This is a genomic window from Vescimonas sp. (assembly GCF_057856985.1).
On record NZ_DBLZXX010000002.1, the window covers coordinates 174537 to 197811 of the forward strand.

The window sequence follows — 23275 nt, forward strand, 5'->3', positions numbered from 1 at the left end:
GGAACGAGCAACGGGCCGTCGGGAACGCCGGCTCCTACGGATAGAAAACCGCTATAAAATGCGCAAAATAAAGCAAAACATCGAAGCAGAAACGGAGTTTTCAGGATGAGAGTCATTTTCACCTGCGGGGGCACCGCAGGACATGTAAACCCGGCGCTGGCGCTGGCGGGGCTCATGCGGCAGCGTGACCCCCAGACCGCCGTGCTGTTCGTGGGCACCCCCGACGGCATGGAGCGGGAGCTGGTGGCCAAGGCGGGCTACGACTACGCCGCCGTGGAGGTGGACAGCTTCCGCCGGTCCATGCGGCCGGAGGCCATGCGCCACAATCTTCACGCCGCAGGGGCGCTGGCCCGTTCGGGGCCTGCGGCCAAGGCCATCCTGCGGGAGTTCAGGCCCGATCTGGTGGTGGGCACCGGCGGCTACGCCAGCTTTCCCATGGTGAAGGCGGCGGCCCGGGCCCACATCCCCACGGCGGTACACGAGAGCAACTCGGTGCCCGGGCTCACCACCCGCATGCTGGAGGAGTATGCCGATGTGATCATGGTGGGATTTGAGGACTGCCGCCAGCATTACCGGCACCCTGAGCGCATCATGGTGACGGGTACGCCGGTGCGGGGCGACTTCTTCGAGAAAACGCCTCTGGAGGCGCGGCAGAATCTGGCCTTTGACGACGGGCGGCCGGTTGTGGTATCCTTTTGGGGAAGTCTGGGCGCCAGCCACATGAACGAAGCCATGCTGGATATGTTCGAAAAGGAACGGGAGAACGGCTTCCCCTTCCACCACGTCCACGCGGTGGGCAAGAGCGGCTGGGAGACCATGGAAACGGCCCTGCGGCAGCGGGAGCTGGCGCTGTGCCCCGATCTGGATGTGCGGCAGTACATCTACAACATGGCCACGGTGATGCGGGCGGCGGATCTGGTCATCTGCCGCGCGGGCGCGTCCACCATCAGTGAGCTGACGGCGCTGGGGATGCCGGCCATCATGGTACCCTCCCCCTACGTCACCAACAACCATCAGGAGAAGAACGCACGGCTGCTGGAGGCCCACGGCGGAGCCAGGGTCCTGCTGGAGAGCGAGGCCAATGGCGCGGCGCTGTACGACGCGGCGGCGGACATCCTCCGCAGCCCCGAGACGCAGGCGCGGATGAAGCAGGGCATGGCCCAGCTGGGCATCCCTGACGCCGCGGAGCGTATTTATGACACGGTGATGGCTCTGGTCCGGTAGGGCATGCACACCCGCAGCCCGTCCTTTCATACAATGGCGTATCAAAGGGCGGGAGGGGTTTTATGGGGTCGATCACCATTGAGGGCGGCCACCGGCTCAGCGGCGAGACGGTGGTGCAGGGAGCCAAGAACAGCGTACTGCCTGTTCTGGCGGCCACGCTGCTGTGCGGCGGGGCATGCCGCATCCGGCGGTGTCCGCGTCTGAGCGACGTGGACGCAGCGGCGGATATCCTGCGGTACTTAGGATGCAGAGCGGACTGGGAGGACGGGGATCTGCTGGTGGACAGCAGTGTGCTGACCCGATGCGACATCCCCCAGACGCTGATGCGGCGGATGCGGTCATCCGTCATTTTTCTGGGGGCCATTCTGGCCCGATGCGGCTGGGCGGAGCTCAGCTATCCCGGAGGCTGCGAGCTGGGGCCGCGGCCCATCGACCTGCACCTGGCGGCGCTCAGGACGCTGGGCGCTTCCATCGAGGAAAGCGGCGGTAAGCTGTACTGTCAGGGCAGGCATCTCAGGGGCGGACAGATCGTGCTGGCCATCCCCAGCGTGGGCGCCACGGAGAACGCCATACTGGCGGCCTGCGGCGCCGAGGGCGTCACGGTCATCACCAACGCGGCGCGGGAGCCGGAGATCGCGGATCTGCAGGACTTCCTGTGCGCCTGCGGCGCGGAGGTGCGGGGCGCGGGTGGGTCCGTCATCACGGTGGAGGGGCGCAGGCCTCTGCACGGGTGCGTCCATCGGGTCATACCCGACCGGATCGTGACGGCCACCTATCTATGCGCGGCGGCGGCCTGCGGCGGGGACATCCTGCTGCGGGGGACGGACTACCGGCATCTGGCCACGGTGACCACCGCCTTACAGCAGGCGGGGTGCCGGATCGACTGCGGCGAGACGGACATCCGGCTGCGCAGCGAGGGGCGGTTACAGGCGGTGACGCCGGTGCGGACCGCGCCCTATCCGGGGTTCCCCACCGACTGCCAGGCCGTCCTGATGGCGGCGCTGCTGCGGAGCCGGGGCACCACAGTATTTGTGGAAAACATTTTCGAGAGCCGCTACCGCCACGCGGCGGAGATGCAGCGCATGGGCGCTGACATCCGCGTGGAGGGGCGGGTGGCCGTGGTATGCGGGGTGGAGCGGCTCCACGCCGCCGATGTGTTTGCCGCCGACCTGCGGGGCGGGGCGGCGCTGGTCATCGCGGCCTTACAGGCGGAGGGGTGCTCCGCCGTCCATCAGTGCAGGCATATACAGCGAGGCTACGCGGACCTGGCCGGCGATCTGGCAGGGCTGGGCGCACGGGTCCGGCAGAATACGGAGTAAGGAGTTTCAGGCATGGCGCGACGCAGACGGTACAATCGCAAACGGCGGAAAGGGAGCTTTGCTTTCCTCTACAAGCTGCTGGCCTTCGTGCTGATCTGCGGCGCCATCGGCCTTGCGCTGGCCATGTTCTTCAGGATCGATGACATTGAGATCAGCGGCAACAGCCGCTATTCCAACGAGCAGATCGCCGCGGCGGCCCAGATCAAGGCGGGCGACAACCTGTTTTTCCTGAACAAGTACGATGCGGCGGCGCGCATCCGCCAGCAGCTGCCCTACGTGGAAACGGTGCAGTTCCGGCGGGTGCTGCCCAGCAAGCTGGTGGTGCAGGTCACGGAGTGCCGCGACCCTGTGGCCATCAAGCAGGACGGCACGGTGTATCTCCTGTGCGACAGGGGCAACATCGTGGATACTGTCAGCGCCGCCAAATGGAGCCAGTACATCCAGATCGAGGGGCTGACGCTGCTGAATCCCCAGGTAGGCAGCGAAGCACGGGCCTCCGCCACGCAGCAGGCCGTGCTGGATCAGCTGCTGAGCATGCTGGTGCTGCTGGACGATAAGGGGATGCTGCACGAAGTGCAGGTCATCGATCTGTCCGATGCGGCGCGCATCACCATGCAGTACATGGGGCGGTTCCAGGTGGAATTCCTGTGGGATGCCGACTTCAACTACAAGCTGGACTATCTGGCGGCAGTGGTGGAGAAGCTGGAGGCCAATGAAAAGGGCACCATCGATATGACGCAGGACGGGAAGGCCAGCTTTATCCCCTCCTGATGGGAAAAAGATGGACAAATTCCGCAGGAACACTTGACGGGTCTATCATTCCGTAATAGAATATAAGTTATAGCACAAGATATAGAATTACGCACAGAGAAACTGTCTTTTCGATACAAATTGTGGCAGGAGGAACCAACATGGCTTTTGGATTGGAGACCGGTCCGGAAAACGTCGTCAGCATCAAAGTGGTCGGCGTCGGCGGCGGCGGCAATAACGTGGTCAACCGCATGGTGCGCTCCGGCGCCCAGGGCGTGGACTTTGTGGCAGTGAATACGGACAAGCAGGCGCTGAACGCTTCCAGCGCGAACTATAAGATCCAGATCGGTGAGAAGCTCACCGGCGGCAAGGGCGCAGGCTCCAACCCTGAGGTGGGCCGCAAGGCCGCGGAGGAGAGCCGCAACCAGATGGCCAAGGCGCTGGAGAGCACCGACATGGTGTTCATCACCGCCGGTATGGGCGGCGGCACCGGCACCGGTGCGGCTCCCGTGGTGGCGGAGATCGCCCGGGAGGCGGGCGTCCTCACCGTGGGTGTGGTGACCAAGCCCTTCGGCTTTGAGGGGCGGAAGCGTATGGCCCAGGCCGAGCAGGGCATCGAGGAGCTGCGCAGCAAGGTGGACTCGCTGGTCATCATCCCCAACGAGCGGCTGAAGTACGCCACCGACCAGAAGATCACGTTCGCCAACGCGTTTGCGATCGCCGACGACGTGCTGCGCCAGGCGGTGCAGTCCATCTCCGATCTGATCCGCGACACCGGCTTCATCAACCTGGACTTCGCCGATGTGACGGCCATCATGAAGGATGCGGGTCTGGCCCACATGGGCGTGGGCCGTGCGGCCGGCAAGGGCAAGGCCGAGGAGGCCGCGCGTATGGCGATCTCCTCCCCCCTGCTGGAGACCTCCATCAACGGCGCCAAGGGCGTGCTCATCAATGTCACCGGTTCCATGGACATCGGTCTGGAGGAGGTGGAGCAGGCGGCCACGCTGGTGCAGCAGGCCGTGCATCCCGACGCGCTCACCATCTTCGGCGCCACGTTTGACGAGACGCTGGACGACGAGATCCGTGTCACCGTCATCGCCACCGGCTTCGACGAGGAGCAGCAGGAGGCGCGCATCACCTCCAATGGCGGGACTGCGCAGGCACAGGCGGAGAAGAAGCCCGTGCTGCAGCCGCTGGATGAGGTGAAGGGCGAGCAGGCCCAGGACGAGATGGATAAGTCCTTCGACGAGATCCTGCGCATCTTCAACAAAGACAAGTTTTGAGATCATGTGAACTGCGATACCCCTCCGGCAGAGCCGGAGGGGTATCGTTTTGTGCGGAGGCGCGGGGCGGGGACATTTCGCTCTCCGGAGCGACCCGCTTTTGCCAACAGCGGCATAGGTGCGGCCCTTCGGGCCGCAGAATATAAAAGCATGTAGGATGTAAAGCACTTCCCCTGTACGGCGCGAGAGAAGAAAGTTTTCGCGCCGTACGCAGGAGCGGCAGCGGAGATAGGAGTGCAGGCGATCCGGTGCGGAACCTTTTTGCACCGCAGTTACAATTGGACGAAAGGGAAATCCAAAAACCGTCGGTTTTTGGCGGCGTTCTTTTCCATATTTCTTTCGCTGTTGAAAGAAATATGGCCGCCGGAGGCATACATGCAGGACGCGGGTGCAGCCCGCAATCGGAGAACGGAAAACGGGCCGTCGGGGACGCCGGCCCCTACGGGGTGCGCGACCGGAGACATGGCGAGATACGTGTGGGCGTCGGTATAGTCGCCGCTGGCGGACACGCCGGACGCGGGAGCGGCAGCGGGGATAGGAGTGCAGGCGATCCGGTGCGGAACCTTTTTGCACCGCAGTCACAATTGGACGAAAGGGAAATCCAAAAACCGTCGGTTTTTGGCGGCGTTCTTTTCCATATTTCTTTCGCTGTTGAAAGAAATATGGCCGCCGGAGGCAAATGCAGGACGCGGGTGCAGCCCGCAATCGGAGAACGGAAAACGGGCCGTCTGGGACGCCGGCCCCTACGGGGTGCGCGACCGGAGACATGGCGAGATACGTGTGGGCGAGGTGTGCCCATTGGGGCGTTCAAACGCGGGACGCGGGAGCGGGTGGCGTTTTCCGGCAGGCTGTGATAGATAGGTGCGGCCCTTCGGGCCGCAGAATATAAAAGTATGTAGGATGTAAAGCACTTCCCCTGTACGGCGCGAGAGAAGAAAGTTTTCGCGCGGTACACAGGAGCGGCAGCGGGGATAGGAGTGCAGGCGATCCGGTGCGGAACCTTTTTGCACCGCAGTTACAATTGGACGAAAGGGAAATCCAAAAACCGATGGTTTTTGGCGGCGTTCTTTTCCATATTTCTTTCGCTGTTGAAAGAAATATGGCCACCGGAGGCATAAATGCAGGACGCGGGTGCAACCCGCAATCGGAGAACGGAAAACGGGCCGTCGGGGACGCCGGCTCCTACGGGGTGCGCGACCGGAGACATGGCGAGATACGTGTGGGCGGGGTGTGCCCATTGGGGGCGGTCAAACGCGGGACGCGGGAGCGGGTGGCGTTTTCCGGCGGACTGTGATAGAATGGAGACGCAAACCACAAAATCAACACAGGAGGGCTCTCAGATGAACATCAGATATGCGGATATGTCCGACCTGGCCGCTGTGACCGCGGTGGAGGCGGCGTGTTTCCCGCCGGCAGAGGCGGCCACCCAACAGGACTTCGCCCAGAGGCTCCGGTACTACAGCGGCCACTTCTGGCTCATGTTCGACGGCGGCACGCTCATTGCCTTTGTGGACGGCTTTGTCACGGACGAGCCGGATCTGACCGATGACATGTACGAAAATGCGGCGCTGCACAACGAAAACGGCGCGTGGCAGATGATCTTCGGCGTCAACACGCTGCCCGAGTACCGGCAGCACGGCTACGCCGGAGAGCTGCTCCGCCGCACCATCGACGACGCGCGGAAGCAGGGGCGCAAGGGGCTGGTGCTGACGTGCAAGGAACGGCTCATCCACTACTACGCCAGGTTCGGCTTCGTGGACGAGGGCGTGTCCGAGAAGTCCACCCACGGGAACGTGGTGTGGCACCAGATGCGGCTGACGTTCTGACGGGCCGCACGGATACGAATTTACGAAGGTAGGACGATGGACGTCAGGCCGTTGGACAGGGAGACGTATGCGGGCAGGCGGTTCACCGCCTGTTGCCGGACCCGTGGGCGCTGCGGCATCCGCAGCTGCGCGGGCGGGTCCCGGATGGACTATGTGCCGTTCGGAACGCCGGCGGAGCGATCCTTCGACGATACGTTCTTCGGCCAGCGGCTGGCGCGGCAGGAGGGGAGAGGCAAAGCCTCTCCCCTCCTGCCTTTTTCGGATGCCCTGTTGACTTTTTCGGAAAATATGGTATAGTAAGCTAAATTGAGGGAGTAGTCGGCGCCGTTGGGCGCGGTATGTCAACATGCTGGTGCTGCGCACCTGGCATATCTTAATTGATGAGACTCATGTACGATCTTGGCATTGTGCATGCAGTTTTTTGTGCATGGACAGCGCGCCATGCGCTTTTTTTGTGCCCGTGGCAAGTGAATTCAGGAGGAAAAGTATGGGAAGTATTCTGATATATGTACTGTTCGCGGTGGGCATCGTGCTCATCGTGAAGGGCGGCGACTGGTTCGTGGACGGCGCCGTGTGGGCCGCGGAGATCACCCGCATCCCCAAATTTATCATCGGCGCTACCATCATCAGTGTGGCCACCACCCTGCCGGAGATCTTCGTGTCCACCATCGCCGCCGTGGAGGGACACGGCATTCTGGTGTCTCAGGTGAGCGACTACATCGCGGCGTCACAGGACAAGGTGGGCATGGCCATCGGCAACGGCATCGGCTCCGTCATCTGCAACACCGCCATGATCCTGGCCATCAGCATCATCTTCATGCCCATCGCCGTGGACAAAAGGAGCTTCGCGCCCAAGGGCATCCTGCTCATCGCGGCGGTGTGCGCGCTGTTCCTGCTCTCCCGCAGCGGCAGCTTCTCCATTGCGGGGGCGGCGGTGCTGCTGTTCATCTTCCTGCTGTATATCACGGAGAACATCCGCTCCGCCAAGCGGGACGCCGGTGCGGAGGAGACCGAGGAGGCCCCTGCCAGCGACAGGAAATCCATTGTGCTGAACATTCTGCGCATCGTGGGCGGCGCGGCCTGCATCGTAGTGGGCTCTCAGCTGCTGGTGAGCAACGGCAGTCTCATTGCCGCGTCCTGGGGCGTGTCCGAGGCCATCATCGGCGTCACCATCGTGGCCATCGGCACCTCCCTGCCGGAGCTGGTGACGGCTGTCACATCCCTCATCAAGAAGCAGTCGTCCATGTCAGTGGGCAACGTCATCGGCGCCAACGTCATCGACACCACCCTCATTCTGGCGGTCTGTTCCTTCGTGTACGGCGGCAAGCTGCCGGTATCCGCCCAGAACATCTATCTGGACTTCCCCGTGGCCATCGTGGTAACGCTGATCGCCATCATTCCCACCATCGTCTGCCGGAGGTTCCAGCGGTGGCAGGGCGTGCTGATGCTGGCGGTGTACGTCGCTTATCTGGTGGTCGTGACCACGGGGCTGGACTGGTATCTGGCTCTGGTGGCATAAGGGCATTCATAAAAAAGAGGTGTGGCCTTTTGCCACACCTCTTTTTTATTCTACCAGGCCGTATTTCGTTTTGATGCGGTCCAGCTTTTCCAGCATGGGCTCCGCCAGTACCCAGAGGAAAAGCACGGTGGCGGCGGCGTGGACGCAGTCCATGGGGAAGCCGGTGAGGTAATAGCTCACCAGCACCTGCCAGTTCAGCTCCCTGCCGTAGATCAGGGCGGAGGTGGGGTTCATCAGGCCGCCGTAGATGAGGATGGCGGCCAGTGCGCCGTAGACGCACAGGGCGGCGCGGCTGCGGCGGAGCCAGCCCTTGCGGAACAGGACGCCGGCCAGAAAGCCGATGATGCCGGCGGCAAACATCTGGAACGGAGTCCAGGGCCCCTGAGAGAACAGGAAGTTGCTGGCCAGCATGGTCATGGCACCCACCAGAAAGCCGGTCTCGCCGCCGAAGGCCACGCCGGAGATGATGGTCAGGGCCAGCACCGGCTTGAACTGGGGCAGCATGAAGAAGGCGGCGCGGCCCGCCACACCCAGAGCGCAGAGGACGGCGATGATCACCAGCTCGCGGGCCTGAGGCTTGCGGCCCTCAAACACCATGAAGAAGGGCAGCATGCAGGCCAGCAGCACCAGCAGGGCCATGAGGTAATAGTTTTTCAGGTCAAAGTAGCAGCTGCCCACGAACAGGACGGCGGGGACGCCCACCAATATCAGGGCGGCGGATGCTCTGGTGCGGCGGGACAGCTTCCGCTTCTGTGCCGGCGTCTGGAGCTGCACCGGCGGAGGCGAGCGGCGGCCGATGGCCGCGGCGGTGACGAACAGAGCCGCGATGAACAGGGCGTACTCCCCCACCGCAGACCAGCCGGCGGCGGACACCGCGCCGCCGCCCACCAGCGCCGTCAGGTCCGTGTATTTGGCGGCGTGCCAGAAGATGGCCAGCGCCGCAAGGCCCGACACGGCGGCCAGCGCCTTTCGCCACCAAGGCAGTCTGGGCGGCTGCCACGCGGCGGACTCCTCCGCCACCGGCGGCAGCGGGGCGTAGATCCGCTGGGGCTCCGGCTCCGGCGGCACGTCGCCGCCGATGACGGCCATGACATCCTCCGCCGTCACCGCGCCGGCGCACAGGCCGCGGGCCATGCGGTCAGCGGAGGTGGTATAGAAGCTGTTGCCGGAGAAGAAGGGGCGGGGCGCGCCCTCCGTCACCACGCTGCCGTCGAAGAACAGGGCGCAGCGATGGGCGCAGCGGGCGCAGAACTCCACGTCGTGGCTGACCATGACCACCGTGACGCCGCCCGCTGTCAGGGAGCGGAGGATGGCGGCCAGCTCTTGCTTGAACTGGGCGTCAAGGCCCTTGGTAGGCTCGTCCAGCAGCAATATCCCGGGGTCAAGGAGCAGGACCTTACACAGTGCGGCGCGCTGCTGCTCTCCGCCGGAGAGGTCGTAGGGGTGGCGGTCCAGCAGGGGCGACAGGCGGCAGAGGGCCACCGCCTGCTCCAGCCGCTTTTCCCGCAGGGCGGTCTCCAGCTTCTGGCCGTCAAATGCCTCGTACAGGTCCTCGCGGACGGTCTTTTTCACGAACAGGGCCTGAGGGTCCTGAGGCAGGACGCCGATACGGCCGGTGCGCTGCACCGTGCCGCGGTAGGGCGTCAGCGCTCCGCTGAGCAGGTGGAGCGTGGTGCTCTTGCCGGCGCCGTTGCCGCCCAGCAAGGCAAGCAGTTCTCCCTGATACACGGTGAGGTCCAGGCCCTTCACCACGTCCGGCAGATCCGGCTGGTAGCGGAACCAGAGGCCCTCCGCCGTCAGGACGGGGCCGCCGTGGGGGTGTGCCTCCGCTTCGGGCAGGGGCAGCAGCGGGTGCTGCGACGCCCAGCGGTGCAGGAAGTCCCTGCCCTCCCGCACGGTGACGGGGGCGGGATCGGCGCTGTGGACGGAGGCCCAGATCCGCATGGCGGCGGGCATGGCCAGGAACATGCCGTGTCCCCTGCCCCGCAGCCGGCGGCCTACCTCGGCGGGAGAGCCGGTACACAGCAGGCGGCCGCCGTCCAGCACGGCGGCGTGGGTGGCCAGAGGCAGCGCCTCCTCCAGCCGGTGCTCCGTCAGGAGGACGGTGGTGCCCAGCTCGCGGTTGATGCGGCCCAGCGTCTGCAAAAAATCGGCGGCGGCGATGGGGTCCAGTTGGCTGGTGGGCTCGTCCAAAATCAGCACCTTGGGCTGCATGACCATGACGGAGGCCAGACTCAGCAGCTGCTTCTGGCCGCCGGACAGCTCATCCACCGACTTGTGGAACCAGTCCTGAATGCCAAAGAAGGACGCCATCTCCGCCACACGGCGGCGGATGGACGGGGTATCGCAGCCCAGGCTCTCCAGTCCGAAGGCCAGCTCGTGCCAGACCTTGTCCGTCACCACCTGATGCTCCGGCGACTGGAGGACGAAGCCGATGTCCGCCGCCTGCTGCCGCAGGGGGACATCCCGCAGAGGCGTACCCTGAAAGTACACCTCGCCCTCGGTGACGCCGTGGGGCGTCAGGACGGTCTTGAGCTGGCGCAGCAGCGTGGATTTGCCGCAGCCGGAGGGGCCGCACAGCACCCAGAATTCGCCGGAGCGGATGGTGAGGTCCACGCCGGTCAGGGCGGGGCGGCGCTGCTGGGGGTAGGTAAAGCCGAAGCCGGAAAGGCGGAACAGCTCGTTCATTTGTCAGGCACCTCCCTTCTCAAGACGGCGGAAACGGCGCTGTGAGGCCCACGACAGCAGTGCGGGCGTCAGGCACAGCAGCAGGTATACCGCGTAAAAGCTGACGGTGATGGGGCGCAGGGGCGCGCCCCCCAGCATGGGGTAATACTGGAAGAACAGGCCGCGGCTCAGGGCGGCCGCCAGCAGGTATGTGCCGCAGAAGGCCAGCCACAGGAGAAGGCTCCGGTCGCGGCTGTCCAGACGGTAGATGGAGAAGGCGGTGCGGCCGGGCTGGCCGTAGCCGCGGCTGCGCATGCTGTCCGCCGTGTCGATGGCGCTCTCCAGGCTCCAGGTGACCATGATGGAAAAGACCTTCATGGCGTTTCTGGCACGTTGGAGGGGGCTGCCGTTTTCCGTGTCGCGTCCCATAAAGCGCTGGGCCTGCGTCACCGTGCGGAACTGGCGGCGGAAGCGGGGCACGAAGCGCAGCGTCATGCTCAGCACCAGCGACAGGGCGGGAATGGCGCGGCCAAAGAGATAGATGAATTTATCGGAGGTCATGACGGCGCTGAAGCAGCGGAACCACAGCACCACCGAGGCCAGCAGCAGCGCCGCGGCCAGTCCGTAGAGGATGCTCTCCAGCGTCAGGGGGTTGCCGGAGGGCAGGTATGTCAGGATGGTGACGCCCTGATGAACGAAGGCGGGGTTCACCAGTGCCGCCAGCAGCGCCATGGGCACCAGCCAGCGGGCGCTGTGTCCCAGCTCTCGCAGGCCATGGAGCCGCGCCAGATAGCAGCAGGCGCCGGTCAGGGAGATCAGCAGACAGACGGGGTGCATCAATGTCATGGAGAAGGCCAGTACCAGAGCGAAATAGGCAAAATTGACCGCCGGATGGCAGTCGGAAAACGTATCGCGCACGGGTGGCACCTCCCTCCCCTGTTTTGCGCACAGACAGTTTGATTATACCGGCTCCGGCGAGATCCGTCAATCCCTGTCGGGGCAGGGATGTTTTGGGGGTTTGTATTTACAGGCAAGTATGCTATAATCGTTTTGAAATATCTGTAAGGAGGAGCTGCTTTGGAACGGAAGGAGCTGCGGGGCAGGCTGCATCTGTCCGGCATCGACGGGCAGGCGGCGGCGCTGGCCGGAAAATGGGGGCTGGGCTTCGAGATCGCGGAGTTCTGCTGGGCCCCGCGGCTGGAGCAGCCGGACGCCATGGAGCTGGTACGGCAGCAGATCGCGGGGGTGGAGCGTCTGTGGCTCCACGCGCCCTTTGCGGAGCTGGCCCCCTGCGCCATCGACCCGCTGGTGCGGGAGGCGGCGCTGCGGCGGTTCCGACAGACCATCCGGACGGCGCGGATGCTGGGCGTGAAGCGGATAGTGGTCCACGGCGGCTACATCCCGCTGGTGTACTTCCCCGAGTGGTACGTAGAGCAGTCGGCGGTATTCTGGAAGGAGCTGCTGGCGGATGTACCGCCGGACATGGTGCTGGCGGTGGAGAACGTGATGGAGCCGGGGCCGGACATGCTGGTGCAGATCGCCGAGCAGGTGAACGATCCCCGGCTGGGGCTGTGTCTGGACGTGGGCCACGCCAACACCTCCGTCAGCAGGACGCCGCCCATGGAGTGGATCGGTCCCATGGCCCCGTGGCTGAAGCACGTACACCTGCACAACAACAGGGGGGACTGGGATCTCCACGACCCGCTGGGACAGGGGGACATCCCCATGGCACAGGTGCTGGACACGCTGCTGGACGTCTGTCCGGCGGCGACATATACCATTGAGAATCAGGACTGCGCGCCGTCGCTGACGTGGCTGGCGGAGCAGGGCTATCTGGAGGAGCGAGCATGACAGAGCAAGAGCTTTCGGCGTACATACAGGCCATACGGCCCGCAGATGAGGCGGCCATGGAGGCGGCGCGGCGGCGGCAGGCACAGCTGGCCAAGCCCCCGGGCAGTCTGGGGCAGCTGGAGGAGATATCCATCCGGCTGGCAGGCGTGACGGGGCAGGTGTGCCCCGCCATGGGCAAGTGCCGCGTGGCGGTGTTCGCCGCCGACAACGGTGTGGTGGCCGAGGGCGTATCCTGTACGCCGCCGGCGGTGACGCTGCAGCAGGCGGTGAACATGACCTTCCGCAAGACCGGTATGTCCGCCATGGCAGCGGCCTTCGGCGACGATGTAAGCGTGGTGGACGTGGGCATCGACGGCGACGTGCCGCCGGTAGGCGTGCTGGACCGCAAGGTGCGGCGGGGCACCGGCGACATCGCCCGTGAGGACGCCATGACGCGGCAGCAGGTGCTGGACGCCATGGCCGCAGGCATGGAGCAGGCGGCGCGGGCCAGAGCCGACGGTGTGACGGCGCTGGGCATCGGCGAGATGGGCATCGGCAACACCACCACATCGGCGGCGGTGCTGGCGGCGCTGACCGGCGCGGACATCGAGGCCGTGACGGGCCGCGGCGGCGGGCTGACGGATGAGGGCTTCCTGCGGAAGAAGGAGGTGCTGCGGCAGGCGCTGGCGCTGCACCGGCCCGACGGAAGCGATGTCATCGGCGTGCTGGCCGGTGTGGGCGGGCTGGATCTGGCCGCCATGACCGGCGCATTTTTAGGCTGCTCCCATGAGCGGGTGCCGGCGGCGGTGGACGGGTTCATCTCCATCGCGGCGGCGCTGTGCGCCGTGCGGCTGTGTCCCGCAGTGCGGGATGTGCTGTTTCTGTCCCACGACTCCTACGAGGTAGGCTACCGCATCGCGGCGGAAACGCTGGGGCTCCAGCCCTGCCTGCGTCTGGGGATGCGGCTGGGCGAGGGCAGCGGGTGTCCCCTGCTGTTCCGCGTGCTGGAGGGCGCCTGCGGCGTCATGCGGGGCATGGCCACGTTCGGCGAGGCTTCCATTGAGGACGGCTATCTGGACGAGATACGGGCGATGGACGCCTTTACGGTGGAGGGCGCATGAGACTGTTGTTTATCGGCGGCTGCAAAAGCGGCAAGAGCAGCACGGCCCAACGCATGGCGCGGGCTCTGGCCTGCGGCGGGCCCATGTACTACTGGGCCACCATGGAGCCCCACGACGGCGAGGATCTGGCCCGCATCCGGCGGCACATCGCCGACCGCGACGGCTGGGGCTTTACCACCATCGAGCGGGCGCGTGACCTGACGGCAGGGCTGGAGACCGTCCGACCCGAAGGCACGGTACTGTTCGACAGCGTGACGGCGTGTCTGGCGGCGCAGATGTTTGAGGGCGGCAGCATGGACATGGGTGCGCCACGGCGGGCAGCGGAGCAGATCGCGGCCATCAGCCGCGTGCCCGCCCACTTCGTATGCGTGTGCGACGGCATCTGGCAGGGCGGCGAGGACTACGACCCCTGGACGGCGGCATACACCGCTGGTCTGGCCGGTATCTGCCGGACGCTGGCGGCGGAGTTCGACGTGGTGTGCGAGATGACCATGGGGCTGCCCCATGTGTGGAAGGGGGAAATGCCCCGTGCGTGACTGGGTTTACGGGTTCTTCATGGCGTGGGGGATGTTTCTGGCCATCCCCTGCCCGAAAAAAATATGGAGCGAGACGGCGCGGCGGAAAATGCTGGCCTGTCTGCCCTTCGTGGGCATCGTCGTGGGTGCTGTGTGGGCGCTGTGTGCGTGGCTGGCAGGGTATCTGCCCCACCCGCTGGGCGCGGCACTGGGCGCGGCGGCGCCGTGGCTGGTGACGGGCTTTCTGCATCTGGACGGGTTTATGGATGTGTGCGACGGCATCCTGTCCCGCCGGGATCTGGAGACGCGGAGGCGCATCCTGAAGGACTCCCACTGCGGAGCCTTCGCGGTGATCTGCATGGTGCTGCTGGCCATGGCTCAGTGGAGCGCGTTTCTGTCTATGGAGGACGTTCCGCTGCTGCCGCTGGCACTGATCCCTGTGGCCAGCCGCGCCGCGGCGGCGGTGGCGGTGCTGTCGCTGCGGCCCATGAGCACCAGTCAGTACAGTGCCATGGCGCGCGGCGGCGCGCCGCTGTACGTGGCGGCGGCGGTGCTGGCGGCGGCGTGCGCCGTACCGGCGGTGCTGTGGGGCAGCTTTGCCCCGCTGGCGGCGGCAGTGGGCTACGGGCTGGCCGTGTGGCACGGGTTCCGGCAGTTCGACGGCATGTCCGGCGACATCTCCGGTTTCGGTCTGGTGCTGGGCGAGCTGTGCGGCGCGGCGGTTTTGGCGATAGGAGGGTAATGCGATATGGAATTGGTGATCGGCGGCGCGTTTCAGGGAAAGCTGACCTGGGCGCTGGCGCACTACGGTCTGACCATGGACGATGTGTGCGATCTGGCGGTGTCGGAGCCGCGGGCGGCCAAGTGCTACTGCCATCTGGAGGCGCTGAGCCGCCGGGAGGCGGACATGGAACGGTATCTGCCGCTGTTTGAAAACGCGGTGGTGGTCTGCCGTGAGGTCGGCGGCGGCATCGTGCCCATGGACGGTGAGGAGCGGGCATGGCGGGAGCGCCACGGTACGTTTATGCAGGAGCTGGCCCGCAGGGCTGACCATGTGACCCGCGTGTTCTGCGGGCTGACGGAGGGATTGAAATGAAGCTGACATTACTGCGGCATGGCGACACGGAGGGCAGCCGCAACGACCTGTACTACGGGGCGGCGGATATCCCCGTCCTGCCGGATTCTCTGGAGATGCTGGCGGAGCGCGCCAAGACCGGCGTGTACCCCACGGCGGCGCGGTACTACACCAGCGGCCTTCTGCGGACGGAGCAGACCATCCGCGCACTGTACGGCGATGTGGCCCACACGCAGCTGCCCGGTCTGCGGGAGATGGACTTCGGCGATTTTGAGATGAAGAGCTACGCCGAGCTGAAGGACGATCCCGCGTTTCAGGCGTGGTGTGAGGACGCGGAGCACAATGCCTGCCCCAACGGGGAAAGCGCGCCCCAGGTGCTGGCGCGGAATCTGGCGGCCATTCAGCCGGTGCTGGACGCGGGAGAGGACGCGGTATGCGTCATTCACGGCGGCGTCACCGCCGGGCTGCTGATGCACTGGTTCGGCGGCATCCGGTACGACTATCCGGTGGCCCCGGGCACCGGCTATCAGGTGACGTTCGAGGACGGTAAGCCGGTATCGTACCGTCCGGTGCCGTAAGTCACAACGCAAAAAAGGGAGCGGCGGGATGACCCGCCGCTCCCTTTTTGCTACCGCACCAGCTTGCGGCTCTCGGAATAGGCCGCGTTCAGGTCCGCCAGCTCCACCTCGCCGTCGATATACGGCTGATAGATGGCGTCCACGCGGCCGCCGCCGGAATTGCCGCAGCCGTTGCAGCCCTCGCAGCTGCCGCCGCAGGCCGCCAATGCCCGACGCACGATCTCCTCACGCTGTGCCCGGGTGGTGTCCTTAATGAGCAGGGACTGCATGCCTCCACCTCCCTTTTACCCCGCCATGGCCAGCATATTCTCCATGAGAATGCCGTAGCCCTGGGTGGGGTCGTTCAGCAGGACATGGGTGACGGCGCCCACGATCCGTCCGTCCTGGAGGATGGGGCTGCCGCTCATGCCCTGCACGATGCCGCCGGTGGCGTCCAGCAGGCGCTGGTCCGTCACCTGCAGCAGCAGGTTGCGGGTGGACTGGCTGCCGGAAAAGACGCGGACGATCTGCACCGTGTATTCCGCCGTGTCATCATTGGAGATGGTGGTCAGAATCGTGGCAGGTCCGGTCTTGACCTGGCGGGCCGTGGCCACAGGGACGGGCGTGCCCGCCCGGAGAAAATCAGGGTCCGCCACCGTGCCGAAAATGCCGCCATCGCTGTTGACAGAGACGGTGCCCACGTCACGCTGGACGGAGAAGTCGCCCTTCAGCTCGCCGGGGTCGCCCCTGGCGCCCTTTTTCACCGCCTTCACCGTGGTCTCCATGATGGAGCCGGAGGCCAGCGGCATCAGCTGCGCCGTGTCCACGTCGGTGATGCCGTGGCCCAGTGCGCCGTAACTGCCGGTGGCGGGATCGTAATACGTCAGCGTGCCGATACCGGCCATGCTGTCGCGTATCCACGCCCCCAGCTGCCACGCGCCATCGGCACCCTGTGTGGGAACAGCGGTGACGCGGAGATCCCTGCTGCCGCGGCGGATGGTAAGTGCCAGAGGTTCACAGCCGTTGTCCTGCAGGACTTGGCGAACCTGCTCCGTGGAGGTGATCTTGGCGTCACCCATGGTGAGGATCAGGTCCCCTTCCTTCAGGCCGCAGTCCCGGGCGGGACAAGGGCCGTCCTCCGACAGGCCCACCACCAGCGCGCCGTCGGCGAAGAGCTTGATGCCCACCGCCTTGCCCAGCGGGATCACCGTCCGCGCCTCCGGTGCGGCCCAGACCTGCTGGAAACAGAGGGATAGGGTAAATACCAGAGCAAGCAGCCTTGCAGTGCTCTTGCGGAGACTGCCTGCGGGATGCGTTTCTCGCAGTTCATACAAGCGTCTCACCCCTTTGTGGAATTGTCGCCGGCGACAGCGTTACTTTGTGCCGGAACGGGGCGAGGCATACGGTGTAAATTCAGGGCGAATTGGCAGGGCGGCGCCGGAAATTTTTTCCGTCAGCTGTTGTCCCTGCTGATGGGTACGCGGTGCAGAAGGCGCTTGAGCTTTTTTCCGTCGAAAGGGATGAGGGGGTAGAGGTAGCCCTTGCCCACCAGAGGCTTGGTGGTGGCCATCAGCGTCAGTGTGCCCACGATACCGGCGAGGAAGCCCCAGAGGTCGAAAAGCCAGATCAAAATCAGCAGCAGCATGCGGCAGAGCTTGGTGGCGTAGCCCATCTCGTAGCTGTGCTGGGCGTAGTTGGCGATGGCCACGAAGGCCATGTAGACCAGCACCTCCGGCACCAGCCAGCGGGCCTGCACGGCAAAGTCGCCCAATATCAGGGCGCCGATCATGCTGAAGGAGTTGCTCAGCACGTCCGGCGTGTTCAGGGACGCCAGCTTCAGCACGTCGATAATGAGCTCCACCAGCAGGAGCTGGATGATAAGGGGGACGTAATACGCGTCCTGCACCAGCAGGAAGCGCAGGTTCTCATGGAGAGAATCGGGGTTCTTTACCAGCAGATACCACACCGGCGTGACGAACACCGTCAGGAGCAGCACCACCATGCGGACGATTTGAAGATAGGAGCCGATGAGGGGCGGAAAGTAGTAGTCGTTGATCTCCTCGGTGAAGCGCAGCAGCGTGGTGGGCAGCAGCAGTGCCGACGGGGAGTTGTCCACCATCAGCACCACGTCGCCTTCCATGATGCAGGCTGTGGCCACGTCGGGGCGCTCCGTATAGCGGACTTTCGGAAACGGATTCCAGAACTGGCGGGGCGACAGCGCCTCGGCCACCGATTCCTGGCTCATGGCGATGGAGCCCACCTGCATATTTTTCAGTTTTTTCCGCAGCTCCGCCAGCAGGTCGGGGTCGGCCTCGCCCTCCATATAGCACAGCGCCACATCGGTGCGGGAACGGTTGTCCAGCTGCACCCGCTCCAGCGTCAGGCGGGGGTCGCGGATGCGGCGGCGCAGCAGGGCCGCGTTCTGCATCAGGTTCTCCACGAAGCCGTCGTGACTGCCGCGGAGGACGCGGCTGGTGTCCGGCTCCTCGATGGAGCGGGTGGGGAACTGCTTGACATCCATGAGGATGCCGCCGCAGAAGCCGTCCACCACCAGAAGGGTCCTGCCGGAGAACACGCCCAGCACCGCCTCCTCCCTGCTGCGGCAGACGGCGGCGTCGCAGGCGGTAACGCAGCGGCTGAGAAACGCGTCCAACGTGGGGATGGCCGTCAGCTCCGGCAGGGACAGCCACTGGGCGATCATGCGCTCTAAAATGTTCTCCTGGGCGTAGCCGTTCACCACCCAGAGGCGGGCGCGGCGGCCCCCGATGGTGAGATCCCGGGCCGTCATGTCGAAGCAGCGGCCTACGCCCAGCCGGTCATCCAACGCCGCCGTTCTGGCGGAAAATTCCTGTTTCATTCCGCGGTTCCTCCCCGCACATTTTTGGATAGTATGGGAAAGAAGTCGGAAAAATATGCGAAAACGGCGCGTCCCGGACGCGCCGTTTCTGGTATCAGCTTTCGTTTTCGCAGAGGATGTCCCGCGCCACGGGGCGGTAGAACAGGCGCTCCGCCTCATCGAAGTCCCGTGTCTGGCCCAGGATCCACATGAGCTTGGCCACTGCCGACTCCGTGGTCATGTCGTAGGCCTCCAGCAGGCGCAGGGTGCTTTTCAGCCGTCCGCCCACATGGTACACCGTCAGGTCACTGCCCTCGTTGGGCACCTGGGTGGTCATGACCACGATCTTGCCCCGCTCCACGCCGCGGCGCACCGCATCGTAGAACTCGCTGCCATGATACTCCGGCAGGCCGCCCACGCCGAAGGACTCGATGATGAGGCCGTCGCTGCGGTCCAGCATGAAGTCGATCAGCTGGCTGGATGTGCCGGGGATCAGCTTCAGCAGGCTGACGCGGTCGTCCAGCGTATTGTAGAACACCGGTCGGGGATAGCAGGTGCAGCGCATGTATTGCAGCAGGCGGCCGTCCTGCACCACCGCCAGATCAGGGTAGTTGACGCTGGAGAAGGCGTGGTAGCTCTTGGAGCAGGTCTTGCGGGCGCGGGTGCCCAGAATGACCTTGCCGTTGAACACGATCTGGACGCCGCCGCAGCCGCGGCAGGCGTAGAGGAACGCATCGGTGAGGTTGCGCTTGGAGTCGGTGCCGTCGAACCAGATGGGCTTCTGGGCGCCGGTGAGCACGATGGGCTTGGGACTGCCCTGCACCAGATAGCTGAGGGCGGCGGCGGTATACGCCATGGTGTCGGTGCCGTGGGCGATGACGAAGCCGTCATAGTCATCGTAGCGGTCGCGGATGGCGGCGGCCAGCCCCAGCCAGTGGCGGGGACAGATATTGGTGCTGTCCAGAGAGTAGAGCTGCAGGCAGTCCACATGGCAGAGGTCCGCGATGCCGGGGATAAAGGACAGCAGCTGCTCCGTGTTCAGCTCCGGCGTCAGGCCGGAGGGGGTCTTTTCCGAGGCAATGGTACCGCCGGTGCCGATCATCAGAATGTGTTTCACGGTCATACCTCCCGATCATCGATGGCGGCCAGGCCGAAGGCCGCGGCCTGCTCCATCAGGCGCTGGGACTGGGGATCCGCGCCGCAGGTGCTGCGCAGCTGCTGGAGAAACAGGCCCCGCAGGGTATCCTCGCCGCACTTGTCCCACAGCTCCTGCCGGGCGGTGGTCTTGTCCCGCACCTGCAGGGCGCAGCACCGGCCGGACAGGGCCGACTGCACCCGCTCCGGTGACACCGGTGCGGCGGGGCTGCCGGTGAGGACCACGCGGTAGATATCCTCCTCCGCACCGGCGGGCAGGGCGGCGGACACCAGCGCCGCCGGGTCGCCATCGGTGACGTCCACCTCCATGATGCGGTAGCGGCGGCGGGCGAAGGGCACGAATTGCAGCTCTGCGCCCTCCGGCGACACCTGACCGGCGAGGAAGCCCTTGTCCCCCAGCTCGTCAAAGCCCCGTCCCTCGGGGCAGCCGCAGTAGGCGTAGGGAACGCTCCCCATCCGCAGGACGCCGGTGCAGCCGTGGACATGGCCAAGGGCCAGATAGTGCAGGCCGGAGGCGGCCACGGCGGCGGTGGTCAGGGGCCGGTAGCGGCTGTCAGAGCCGGTCAGCTCTCCGTGGAGCAGGCCGATATGTACCAGCCCGTCGTCGGGGGCGGTGAAGCCGGACAGCACGCGGTCAGCCGTCTCCTCCGGCGCGGTAAAGGCGGCGCCGTGGACGGCACAGCCGTACTGGGGGAACGGGATGGTCTGCATCCGGTCCTCCGTGAAGATATGCACGTTGTCGGGCCACAGCGTGCGGGCGTAGGCACTGCGGGCCGTGTAGGGGTCGTGGTTGCCGGGGGCGATGACCACCTGCCCCTGAAAGCCGCCCAGAGCGCGGGCCAGCAGCTTGGCGGTGTCGCCGCTGAGGTCGTCGCCATCGAACAGGTCGCCTGCCAGCAGCAGGAGCTGCACGCCGTGGTCATTGGCCCAGTCCACCATGCGCTCCGGCATGCGGCGGCTCTCGGCACGGCGCTGGCGGGCCTGCTCCGGCGTCAGGGCGCCGAAGGCGCTGTCCAGATGGAAGTCTCCGGCGTGAAGGATGCGGACCATCACGCTTCCTCGGGCTGCCAGCCCTTGCAGACGTCCACCCACTGGGTGAAGTTTTTGCCGCAGCAGCGCTCCAGCTCGTCACAGGTCAGCTCGATGGCGCTGGCGGCGCTGCCCACGGCGGGGAACACCGTGTCAAAGCGCTTCAGGGACACATCCAGATAGGTTTTCACATCCTCCGGCAGGGCGAAGGGACACACGCCGCCCACGGCGTGGCCGATGCGCGCCACCGCCTCGTCGGCGGTGAGCATCTTGGCCTTGACGCCGAAGAAGTGCTTATACTTGCTGTTGTCCACCTTGGCATCGCCGGCGGCCACCACCAGAATGGGATCCTCCCCGATCTTGAAGCTCAGGGTCTTGGCGATGCGGGCGCCCTCCACGCCGACAGCCAGAGCGGCCAGCTCCACCGTGGCGCTGGATACGTCGAATTCACGGATGCGGTCGGCCACGCCGTAGGGCTCCAGATAGGCTCTTACCTTTTCCACAGACATGATACAGTTTCTCCTTTTATTTGATCTCAATACGCTCCACACCGGTGCAAAGGCCGGTGTCGCTGTTCAATGTGAAGATGCAGCCCTGCGCGGAGCAGGGGCCGTCCGCCGCCTGATAGCGGCCGGGGAGGCCGCCCAGAAAGAACTCCATGGATTGCTGGGGACGAACGCCCAGCACCGACTCGATAGGGCCGGTCATGCCCAGATCCGTGACGTAGCCGGTGCCCTTGGGGAACACGCGGTTATCGGCGGTGGGCACGTGGGTGTGCGTGCCCCAGAGCGCGGAGACGCGGCCATCCAGATAGTAGGCCATGGCCAGCTTCTCGCTGGTGGCCTGGGCGTGGAACTCCACCAGCGTGAAGGTGGGCTTGTCCAGCGTCTTCAGCAGGCGGTCCGCCGTGGTGAAGGGGTTGTCGGCGTTGAAGTCCAAGTCGCAGCGGCCGATAAGCACCAGTACCGCCACGGAGAAGGCTCCGCAGTCGTAAGCGGCGCAGCCGCGGCCCGCAGCGCGGCCGGTGAAGTTGGCAGGCCGCAGGATGTAGCCGCTCTCGTCCAGAAACGCAGCGATCTGGGGCTTGCCGAAGGTGTGGTTGCCCAATGTCACCACGTCCGCACCGGCGGCCAGCAGATCCTCCGCCTGGGCCCGGGTCAGGCCGGTGCCGGAGATGTTCTCCCCGTTGACCACGGCGAAGGCGATGTTCTGCTCCCGCTTGAAGGTGCGCAGCTTCTTCTCCAGCAGCTGCAGGCCCGTCTCGCTGGCCACGTCGCCCAGCGCTAAGATGCGATAGTCCATGTGATCTCCTCCTTTGAGGTCAGTCATTCCAGCCCAGTATCTTCGTGAGCTGGCGGTTGGTGTAGTAATAGGCGGAAGCCGGATAGTTCCGCAGGTTGGCGGTATTGGAGCACAGCAGGTAGTCCACGGTGCGGCCCTCGCCGTCGGCCACAAGGCCGCAGATGACGGTGGTATGGTGCCGCGGCTCCTCCACGCCCATGGTGATGATGTCCCCCACCTGACCGGTGAAGTAGGGTGCGCCTACCACGGCCACAAGACCGGAGCCGGTATGCTCGGCCGCCAGATCGAGGAAACCGCCCACATTGACCCACGGCAGCGAGACGCTGCGCTCGCTGTTGTAGAACCAGCCGTCCCGATAGCCGCCGGGGAGGGCGGGGATGCCGCCAGCGGTCAGCACCTGCGAGCCGAAGTTCATGCAGTTGCCGCCCAGATCGTCATACGCCTTGTAGGCGGGGTTCCGCTGGGCGCTGTACGTCAGCATGTAGTCCAGCGCGGCGGCGCGGTCGTAGTCGTGATCCCACGTGACCGGCGGCGTCCAGAGCTCCCGCGGGCCGCTCTCCCGCGCCTCGATGCAGGCAAGGAGCTGGGGCAGGTGGCGGTCCGTATCGGTGACAGGGTCGTAGTCGGCGCTGTAATAGGGGTTATCGTCGGAGTCGTGGGACGCGATGCGCCAGCGGTCGCCGGTGATGCGTTGGAGCCGGAAGGTGTGCTGCACGTTCCACTGCTCCGAGGGCAGGCCGTTCAGGCCGTTGAAGTAGACCACGCTGCTCTCCAGCAGCGTCAGCTCCGCCGTGTCGCCGTCCCGCGTCAGGTCCGTGCAGCGCAGGGAATAGCTGTACGAGCCGGCGCGGAGGTCGATGGGCGCCCGCAGGCGGATCTCCGCCAGCGTGCGCCAGACGGTCCTATGGTAGTCGGACTGGGCGCGGTCCGTGAACAGGTCGGTGCAGTCGATGACCTGCAACCGGGTAACGGACTGATAATAGCAGTCCATGAAGTCCAGCAGCAGCAGCTCCTGCCCCGCGGTCATGCCGTGGGACGCGGCGCCGGAGATGCGTTCGAAATCGGCGCTGACGGTGACAGGCTCACTGCCCCAGACGGATCTGTGCTGCCGCGTCCAGACCTCCGTTTCCGGTACGGCGGGGACGGCCTGCGAGTCCTCCGGCGGAGGGGACGCGTCGCCGGTGCCGGAAACAGGGCCGCAGGCGGCTGCGGACAGAGCCACGGCCAGCAGGAGCATCAACAGGATCAGGCGTTTCAAGAGTGCGTC

At 65.4% G+C, this 23275-nt stretch carries 23 protein-coding genes; 13 read left to right on the forward strand and 10 right to left on the reverse strand.

Annotated features, from left to right (window positions below):
• The first annotated feature begins 105 nt into the window (after positions 1–105).
• The 7 genes from murG (at position 106) to ACZM22_RS03735 (ending at position 7921) form a co-directional block, all read left to right on the forward strand.
• Positions 106–1224, forward strand: coding sequence for an undecaprenyldiphospho-muramoylpentapeptide beta-N-acetylglucosaminyltransferase (gene murG, locus ACZM22_RS03705; protein ID WP_483268951.1), 1119 nt, complete (start codon positions 106–108; stop codon positions 1222–1224).
• Positions 1225–1286: 62 nt separating this feature from the next.
• Positions 1287–2543, forward strand: coding sequence for a UDP-N-acetylglucosamine 1-carboxyvinyltransferase (gene murA, locus ACZM22_RS03710; RefSeq protein ID WP_489543164.1), 1257 nt, complete (start codon positions 1287–1289; stop codon positions 2541–2543).
• Between the two features lie 12 nt (positions 2544–2555).
• Positions 2556–3314: a cell division protein FtsQ/DivIB gene (locus tag ACZM22_RS03715; RefSeq protein WP_489543165.1), complete on the forward strand. Its 759-nt coding sequence runs from the start codon at positions 2556–2558 to the stop codon at positions 3312–3314.
• Positions 3315–3454: 140 nt separating this feature from the next.
• Positions 3455–4576 carry a cell division protein FtsZ gene (gene ftsZ, locus ACZM22_RS03720; protein ID WP_483268954.1) on the forward strand — a complete coding sequence of 374 codons (1122 nt, stop codon included), beginning with the start codon at positions 3455–3457 and terminating at the stop codon, positions 4574–4576.
• 1340 nt (positions 4577–5916) lie between these two features.
• Positions 5917–6402, forward strand: a complete 486-nt coding sequence (locus ACZM22_RS03725) for a GNAT family N-acetyltransferase (protein ID WP_489543166.1) — start codon at positions 5917–5919, stop codon at positions 6400–6402.
• Positions 6403–6546: 144 nt separating this feature from the next.
• On the forward strand, positions 6547–6699 hold the full coding sequence (locus ACZM22_RS03730) for a hypothetical protein (protein WP_489543167.1): 153 nt from the start codon (positions 6547–6549) through the stop codon (positions 6697–6699).
• Between the two features lie 190 nt (positions 6700–6889).
• The gene (locus ACZM22_RS03735) at positions 6890–7921 is read left to right on the forward strand and encodes a calcium/sodium antiporter (RefSeq protein ID WP_489543168.1); all 1032 of its coding nucleotides are present in this window, start codon (positions 6890–6892) and stop codon (positions 7919–7921) included.
• Positions 7922–7966: 45 nt separating this feature from the next.
• Here the strand turns inward: ACZM22_RS03735 and ACZM22_RS03740 are convergent, their stop codons facing one another.
• Together ACZM22_RS03740 and ACZM22_RS03745 are read right to left on the reverse strand one after the other, a co-directional pair.
• Entirely contained in the window at positions 7967–10609 is a 2643-nt protein-coding gene (locus tag ACZM22_RS03740) for an ATP-binding cassette domain-containing protein (protein ID WP_489543169.1), read from the reverse strand.
• 3 nt (positions 10610–10612) lie between these two features.
• Complete coding sequence (locus tag ACZM22_RS03745) at positions 10613–11506, reverse strand: energy-coupling factor transporter transmembrane component T (RefSeq protein ID WP_489543170.1); 894 nt, start codon at positions 11504–11506, stop codon at positions 10613–10615.
• Between the two features lie 159 nt (positions 11507–11665).
• Here ACZM22_RS03745 and ACZM22_RS03750 point away from each other — a divergent pair, with 159 nt between their 5' ends.
• From ACZM22_RS03750 to ACZM22_RS03775, 6 genes are read left to right on the forward strand one after another with little or no spacing between them, the layout of a single operon-like run.
• Positions 11666–12439 carry a sugar phosphate isomerase/epimerase family protein gene (locus ACZM22_RS03750; RefSeq protein WP_489543171.1) on the forward strand — a complete coding sequence of 258 codons (774 nt, stop codon included), beginning with the start codon at positions 11666–11668 and terminating at the stop codon, positions 12437–12439.
• Positions 12436–13539 carry a nicotinate-nucleotide--dimethylbenzimidazole phosphoribosyltransferase gene (gene cobT / locus ACZM22_RS03755; RefSeq protein ID WP_489543172.1) on the forward strand — a complete coding sequence of 368 codons (1104 nt, stop codon included), beginning with the start codon at positions 12436–12438 and terminating at the stop codon, positions 13537–13539. The genes ACZM22_RS03750 and cobT overlap by 4 nt, the downstream gene beginning before the upstream one ends.
• On the forward strand, positions 13536–14075 hold the full coding sequence (locus ACZM22_RS03760; RefSeq protein ID WP_484424046.1) for a bifunctional adenosylcobinamide kinase/adenosylcobinamide-phosphate guanylyltransferase: 540 nt from the start codon (positions 13536–13538) through the stop codon (positions 14073–14075). The genes cobT and ACZM22_RS03760 overlap by 4 nt, the downstream gene beginning before the upstream one ends.
• A complete protein-coding gene (locus tag ACZM22_RS03765) occupies positions 14068–14796 on the forward strand; it encodes an adenosylcobinamide-GDP ribazoletransferase (RefSeq protein ID WP_484424045.1) in 729 nt (242 codons plus the stop codon). Before ACZM22_RS03760 ends, ACZM22_RS03765 begins: the two co-directional genes overlap by 8 nt.
• A 6-nt stretch (positions 14797–14802) precedes the next feature.
• Positions 14803–15150 carry a bifunctional adenosylcobinamide kinase/adenosylcobinamide-phosphate guanylyltransferase gene (locus ACZM22_RS03770; RefSeq protein WP_484424044.1) on the forward strand — a complete coding sequence of 116 codons (348 nt, stop codon included), beginning with the start codon at positions 14803–14805 and terminating at the stop codon, positions 15148–15150.
• Positions 15147–15707, forward strand: coding sequence for a histidine phosphatase family protein (locus tag ACZM22_RS03775; protein WP_484424043.1), 561 nt, complete (start codon positions 15147–15149; stop codon positions 15705–15707). Before ACZM22_RS03770 ends, ACZM22_RS03775 begins: the two co-directional genes overlap by 4 nt.
• Positions 15708–15757: 50 nt before the next feature.
• Here ACZM22_RS03775 and ACZM22_RS03780 read toward each other — a convergent pair whose 3' ends face one another.
• The 8 genes from ACZM22_RS03780 to ACZM22_RS03815 all read right to left on the reverse strand — a co-directional run bounded on the left by ACZM22_RS03780 (position 15758) and on the right by ACZM22_RS03815 (position 23266).
• Positions 15758–15976 (reverse strand): hypothetical protein, encoded by a 219-nt coding sequence (locus ACZM22_RS03780; protein ID WP_483267484.1) that lies wholly within the window; start codon positions 15974–15976, stop codon positions 15758–15760.
• A 15-nt stretch (positions 15977–15991) separates the two neighbouring features.
• Complete coding sequence (spoIVB, locus tag ACZM22_RS03785; protein ID WP_484424042.1) at positions 15992–17020, reverse strand: SpoIVB peptidase; 1029 nt, start codon at positions 17018–17020, stop codon at positions 15992–15994.
• 119 nt (positions 17021–17139) lie between these two features.
• Positions 17140–18543, reverse strand: coding sequence for a spore germination protein (locus ACZM22_RS03790; RefSeq protein WP_484424041.1), 1404 nt, complete (start codon positions 18541–18543; stop codon positions 17140–17142).
• A 94-nt stretch (positions 18544–18637) separates the two neighbouring features.
• Positions 18638–19645: an asparaginase gene (locus ACZM22_RS03795; protein WP_483267487.1), complete on the reverse strand. Its 1008-nt coding sequence runs from the start codon at positions 19643–19645 to the stop codon at positions 18638–18640.
• On the reverse strand, positions 19642–20727 hold the full coding sequence (locus ACZM22_RS03800; protein ID WP_489543173.1) for a metallophosphoesterase family protein: 1086 nt from the start codon (positions 20725–20727) through the stop codon (positions 19642–19644). Before ACZM22_RS03800 ends, ACZM22_RS03795 begins: the two co-directional genes overlap by 4 nt.
• Positions 20727–21215 carry a YbaK/EbsC family protein gene (locus ACZM22_RS03805; protein ID WP_483267489.1) on the reverse strand — a complete coding sequence of 163 codons (489 nt, stop codon included), beginning with the start codon at positions 21213–21215 and terminating at the stop codon, positions 20727–20729. Before ACZM22_RS03805 ends, ACZM22_RS03800 begins: the two co-directional genes overlap by 1 nt.
• A 16-nt stretch (positions 21216–21231) precedes the next feature.
• A complete protein-coding gene (locus ACZM22_RS03810; protein ID WP_484437781.1) occupies positions 21232–22008 on the reverse strand; it encodes a TIGR00282 family metallophosphoesterase in 777 nt (258 codons plus the stop codon).
• 19 nt (positions 22009–22027) lie between these two features.
• Positions 22028–23266 (reverse strand): amidase domain-containing protein, encoded by a 1239-nt coding sequence (locus ACZM22_RS03815; protein ID WP_489543174.1) that lies wholly within the window; start codon positions 23264–23266, stop codon positions 22028–22030.
• Positions 23267–23275: the final 9 nt, after the last annotated feature.

Coding starts and splice junctions, on each gene's coding strand:
- ACZM22_RS03790 (WP_484424041.1), bottom strand. CDS start 18,543: ATGAAACAGGAATTTTCCGCCAGAACGGCGGCGTTGGATGACCGGCTG.
- ACZM22_RS03725 (WP_489543166.1), top strand. CDS start 5,917: ATGAACATCAGATATGCGGATATGTCCGACCTGGCCGCTGTGACCGCG.
- ACZM22_RS03775 (WP_484424043.1), top strand. CDS start 15,147: ATGAAGCTGACATTACTGCGGCATGGCGACACGGAGGGCAGCCGCAAC.
- ACZM22_RS03715 (WP_489543165.1), top strand. CDS start 2,556: ATGGCGCGACGCAGACGGTACAATCGCAAACGGCGGAAAGGGAGCTTT.
- murG (WP_483268951.1), top strand. CDS start 106: ATGAGAGTCATTTTCACCTGCGGGGGCACCGCAGGACATGTAAACCCG.
- cobT (WP_489543172.1), top strand. CDS start 12,436: ATGACAGAGCAAGAGCTTTCGGCGTACATACAGGCCATACGGCCCGCA.
- ACZM22_RS03810 (WP_484437781.1), bottom strand. CDS start 22,008: ATGGACTATCGCATCTTAGCGCTGGGCGACGTGGCCAGCGAGACGGGC.
- ACZM22_RS03735 (WP_489543168.1), top strand. CDS start 6,890: ATGGGAAGTATTCTGATATATGTACTGTTCGCGGTGGGCATCGTGCTC.
- ACZM22_RS03730 (WP_489543167.1), top strand. CDS start 6,547: ATGGACTATGTGCCGTTCGGAACGCCGGCGGAGCGATCCTTCGACGAT.
- ftsZ (WP_483268954.1), top strand. CDS start 3,455: ATGGCTTTTGGATTGGAGACCGGTCCGGAAAACGTCGTCAGCATCAAA.
- ACZM22_RS03770 (WP_484424044.1), top strand. CDS start 14,803: ATGGAATTGGTGATCGGCGGCGCGTTTCAGGGAAAGCTGACCTGGGCG.
- ACZM22_RS03740 (WP_489543169.1), bottom strand. CDS start 10,609: ATGAACGAGCTGTTCCGCCTTTCCGGCTTCGGCTTTACCTACCCCCAG.
- ACZM22_RS03805 (WP_483267489.1), bottom strand. CDS start 21,215: ATGTCTGTGGAAAAGGTAAGAGCCTATCTGGAGCCCTACGGCGTGGCC.
- ACZM22_RS03800 (WP_489543173.1), bottom strand. CDS start 20,727: ATGGTCCGCATCCTTCACGCCGGAGACTTCCATCTGGACAGCGCCTTC.
- ACZM22_RS03795 (WP_483267487.1), bottom strand. CDS start 19,645: ATGACCGTGAAACACATTCTGATGATCGGCACCGGCGGTACCATTGCC.
- murA (WP_489543164.1), top strand. CDS start 1,287: ATGGGGTCGATCACCATTGAGGGCGGCCACCGGCTCAGCGGCGAGACG.
- ACZM22_RS03780 (WP_483267484.1), bottom strand. CDS start 15,976: ATGCAGTCCCTGCTCATTAAGGACACCACCCGGGCACAGCGTGAGGAG.
- ACZM22_RS03760 (WP_484424046.1), top strand. CDS start 13,536: ATGAGACTGTTGTTTATCGGCGGCTGCAAAAGCGGCAAGAGCAGCACG.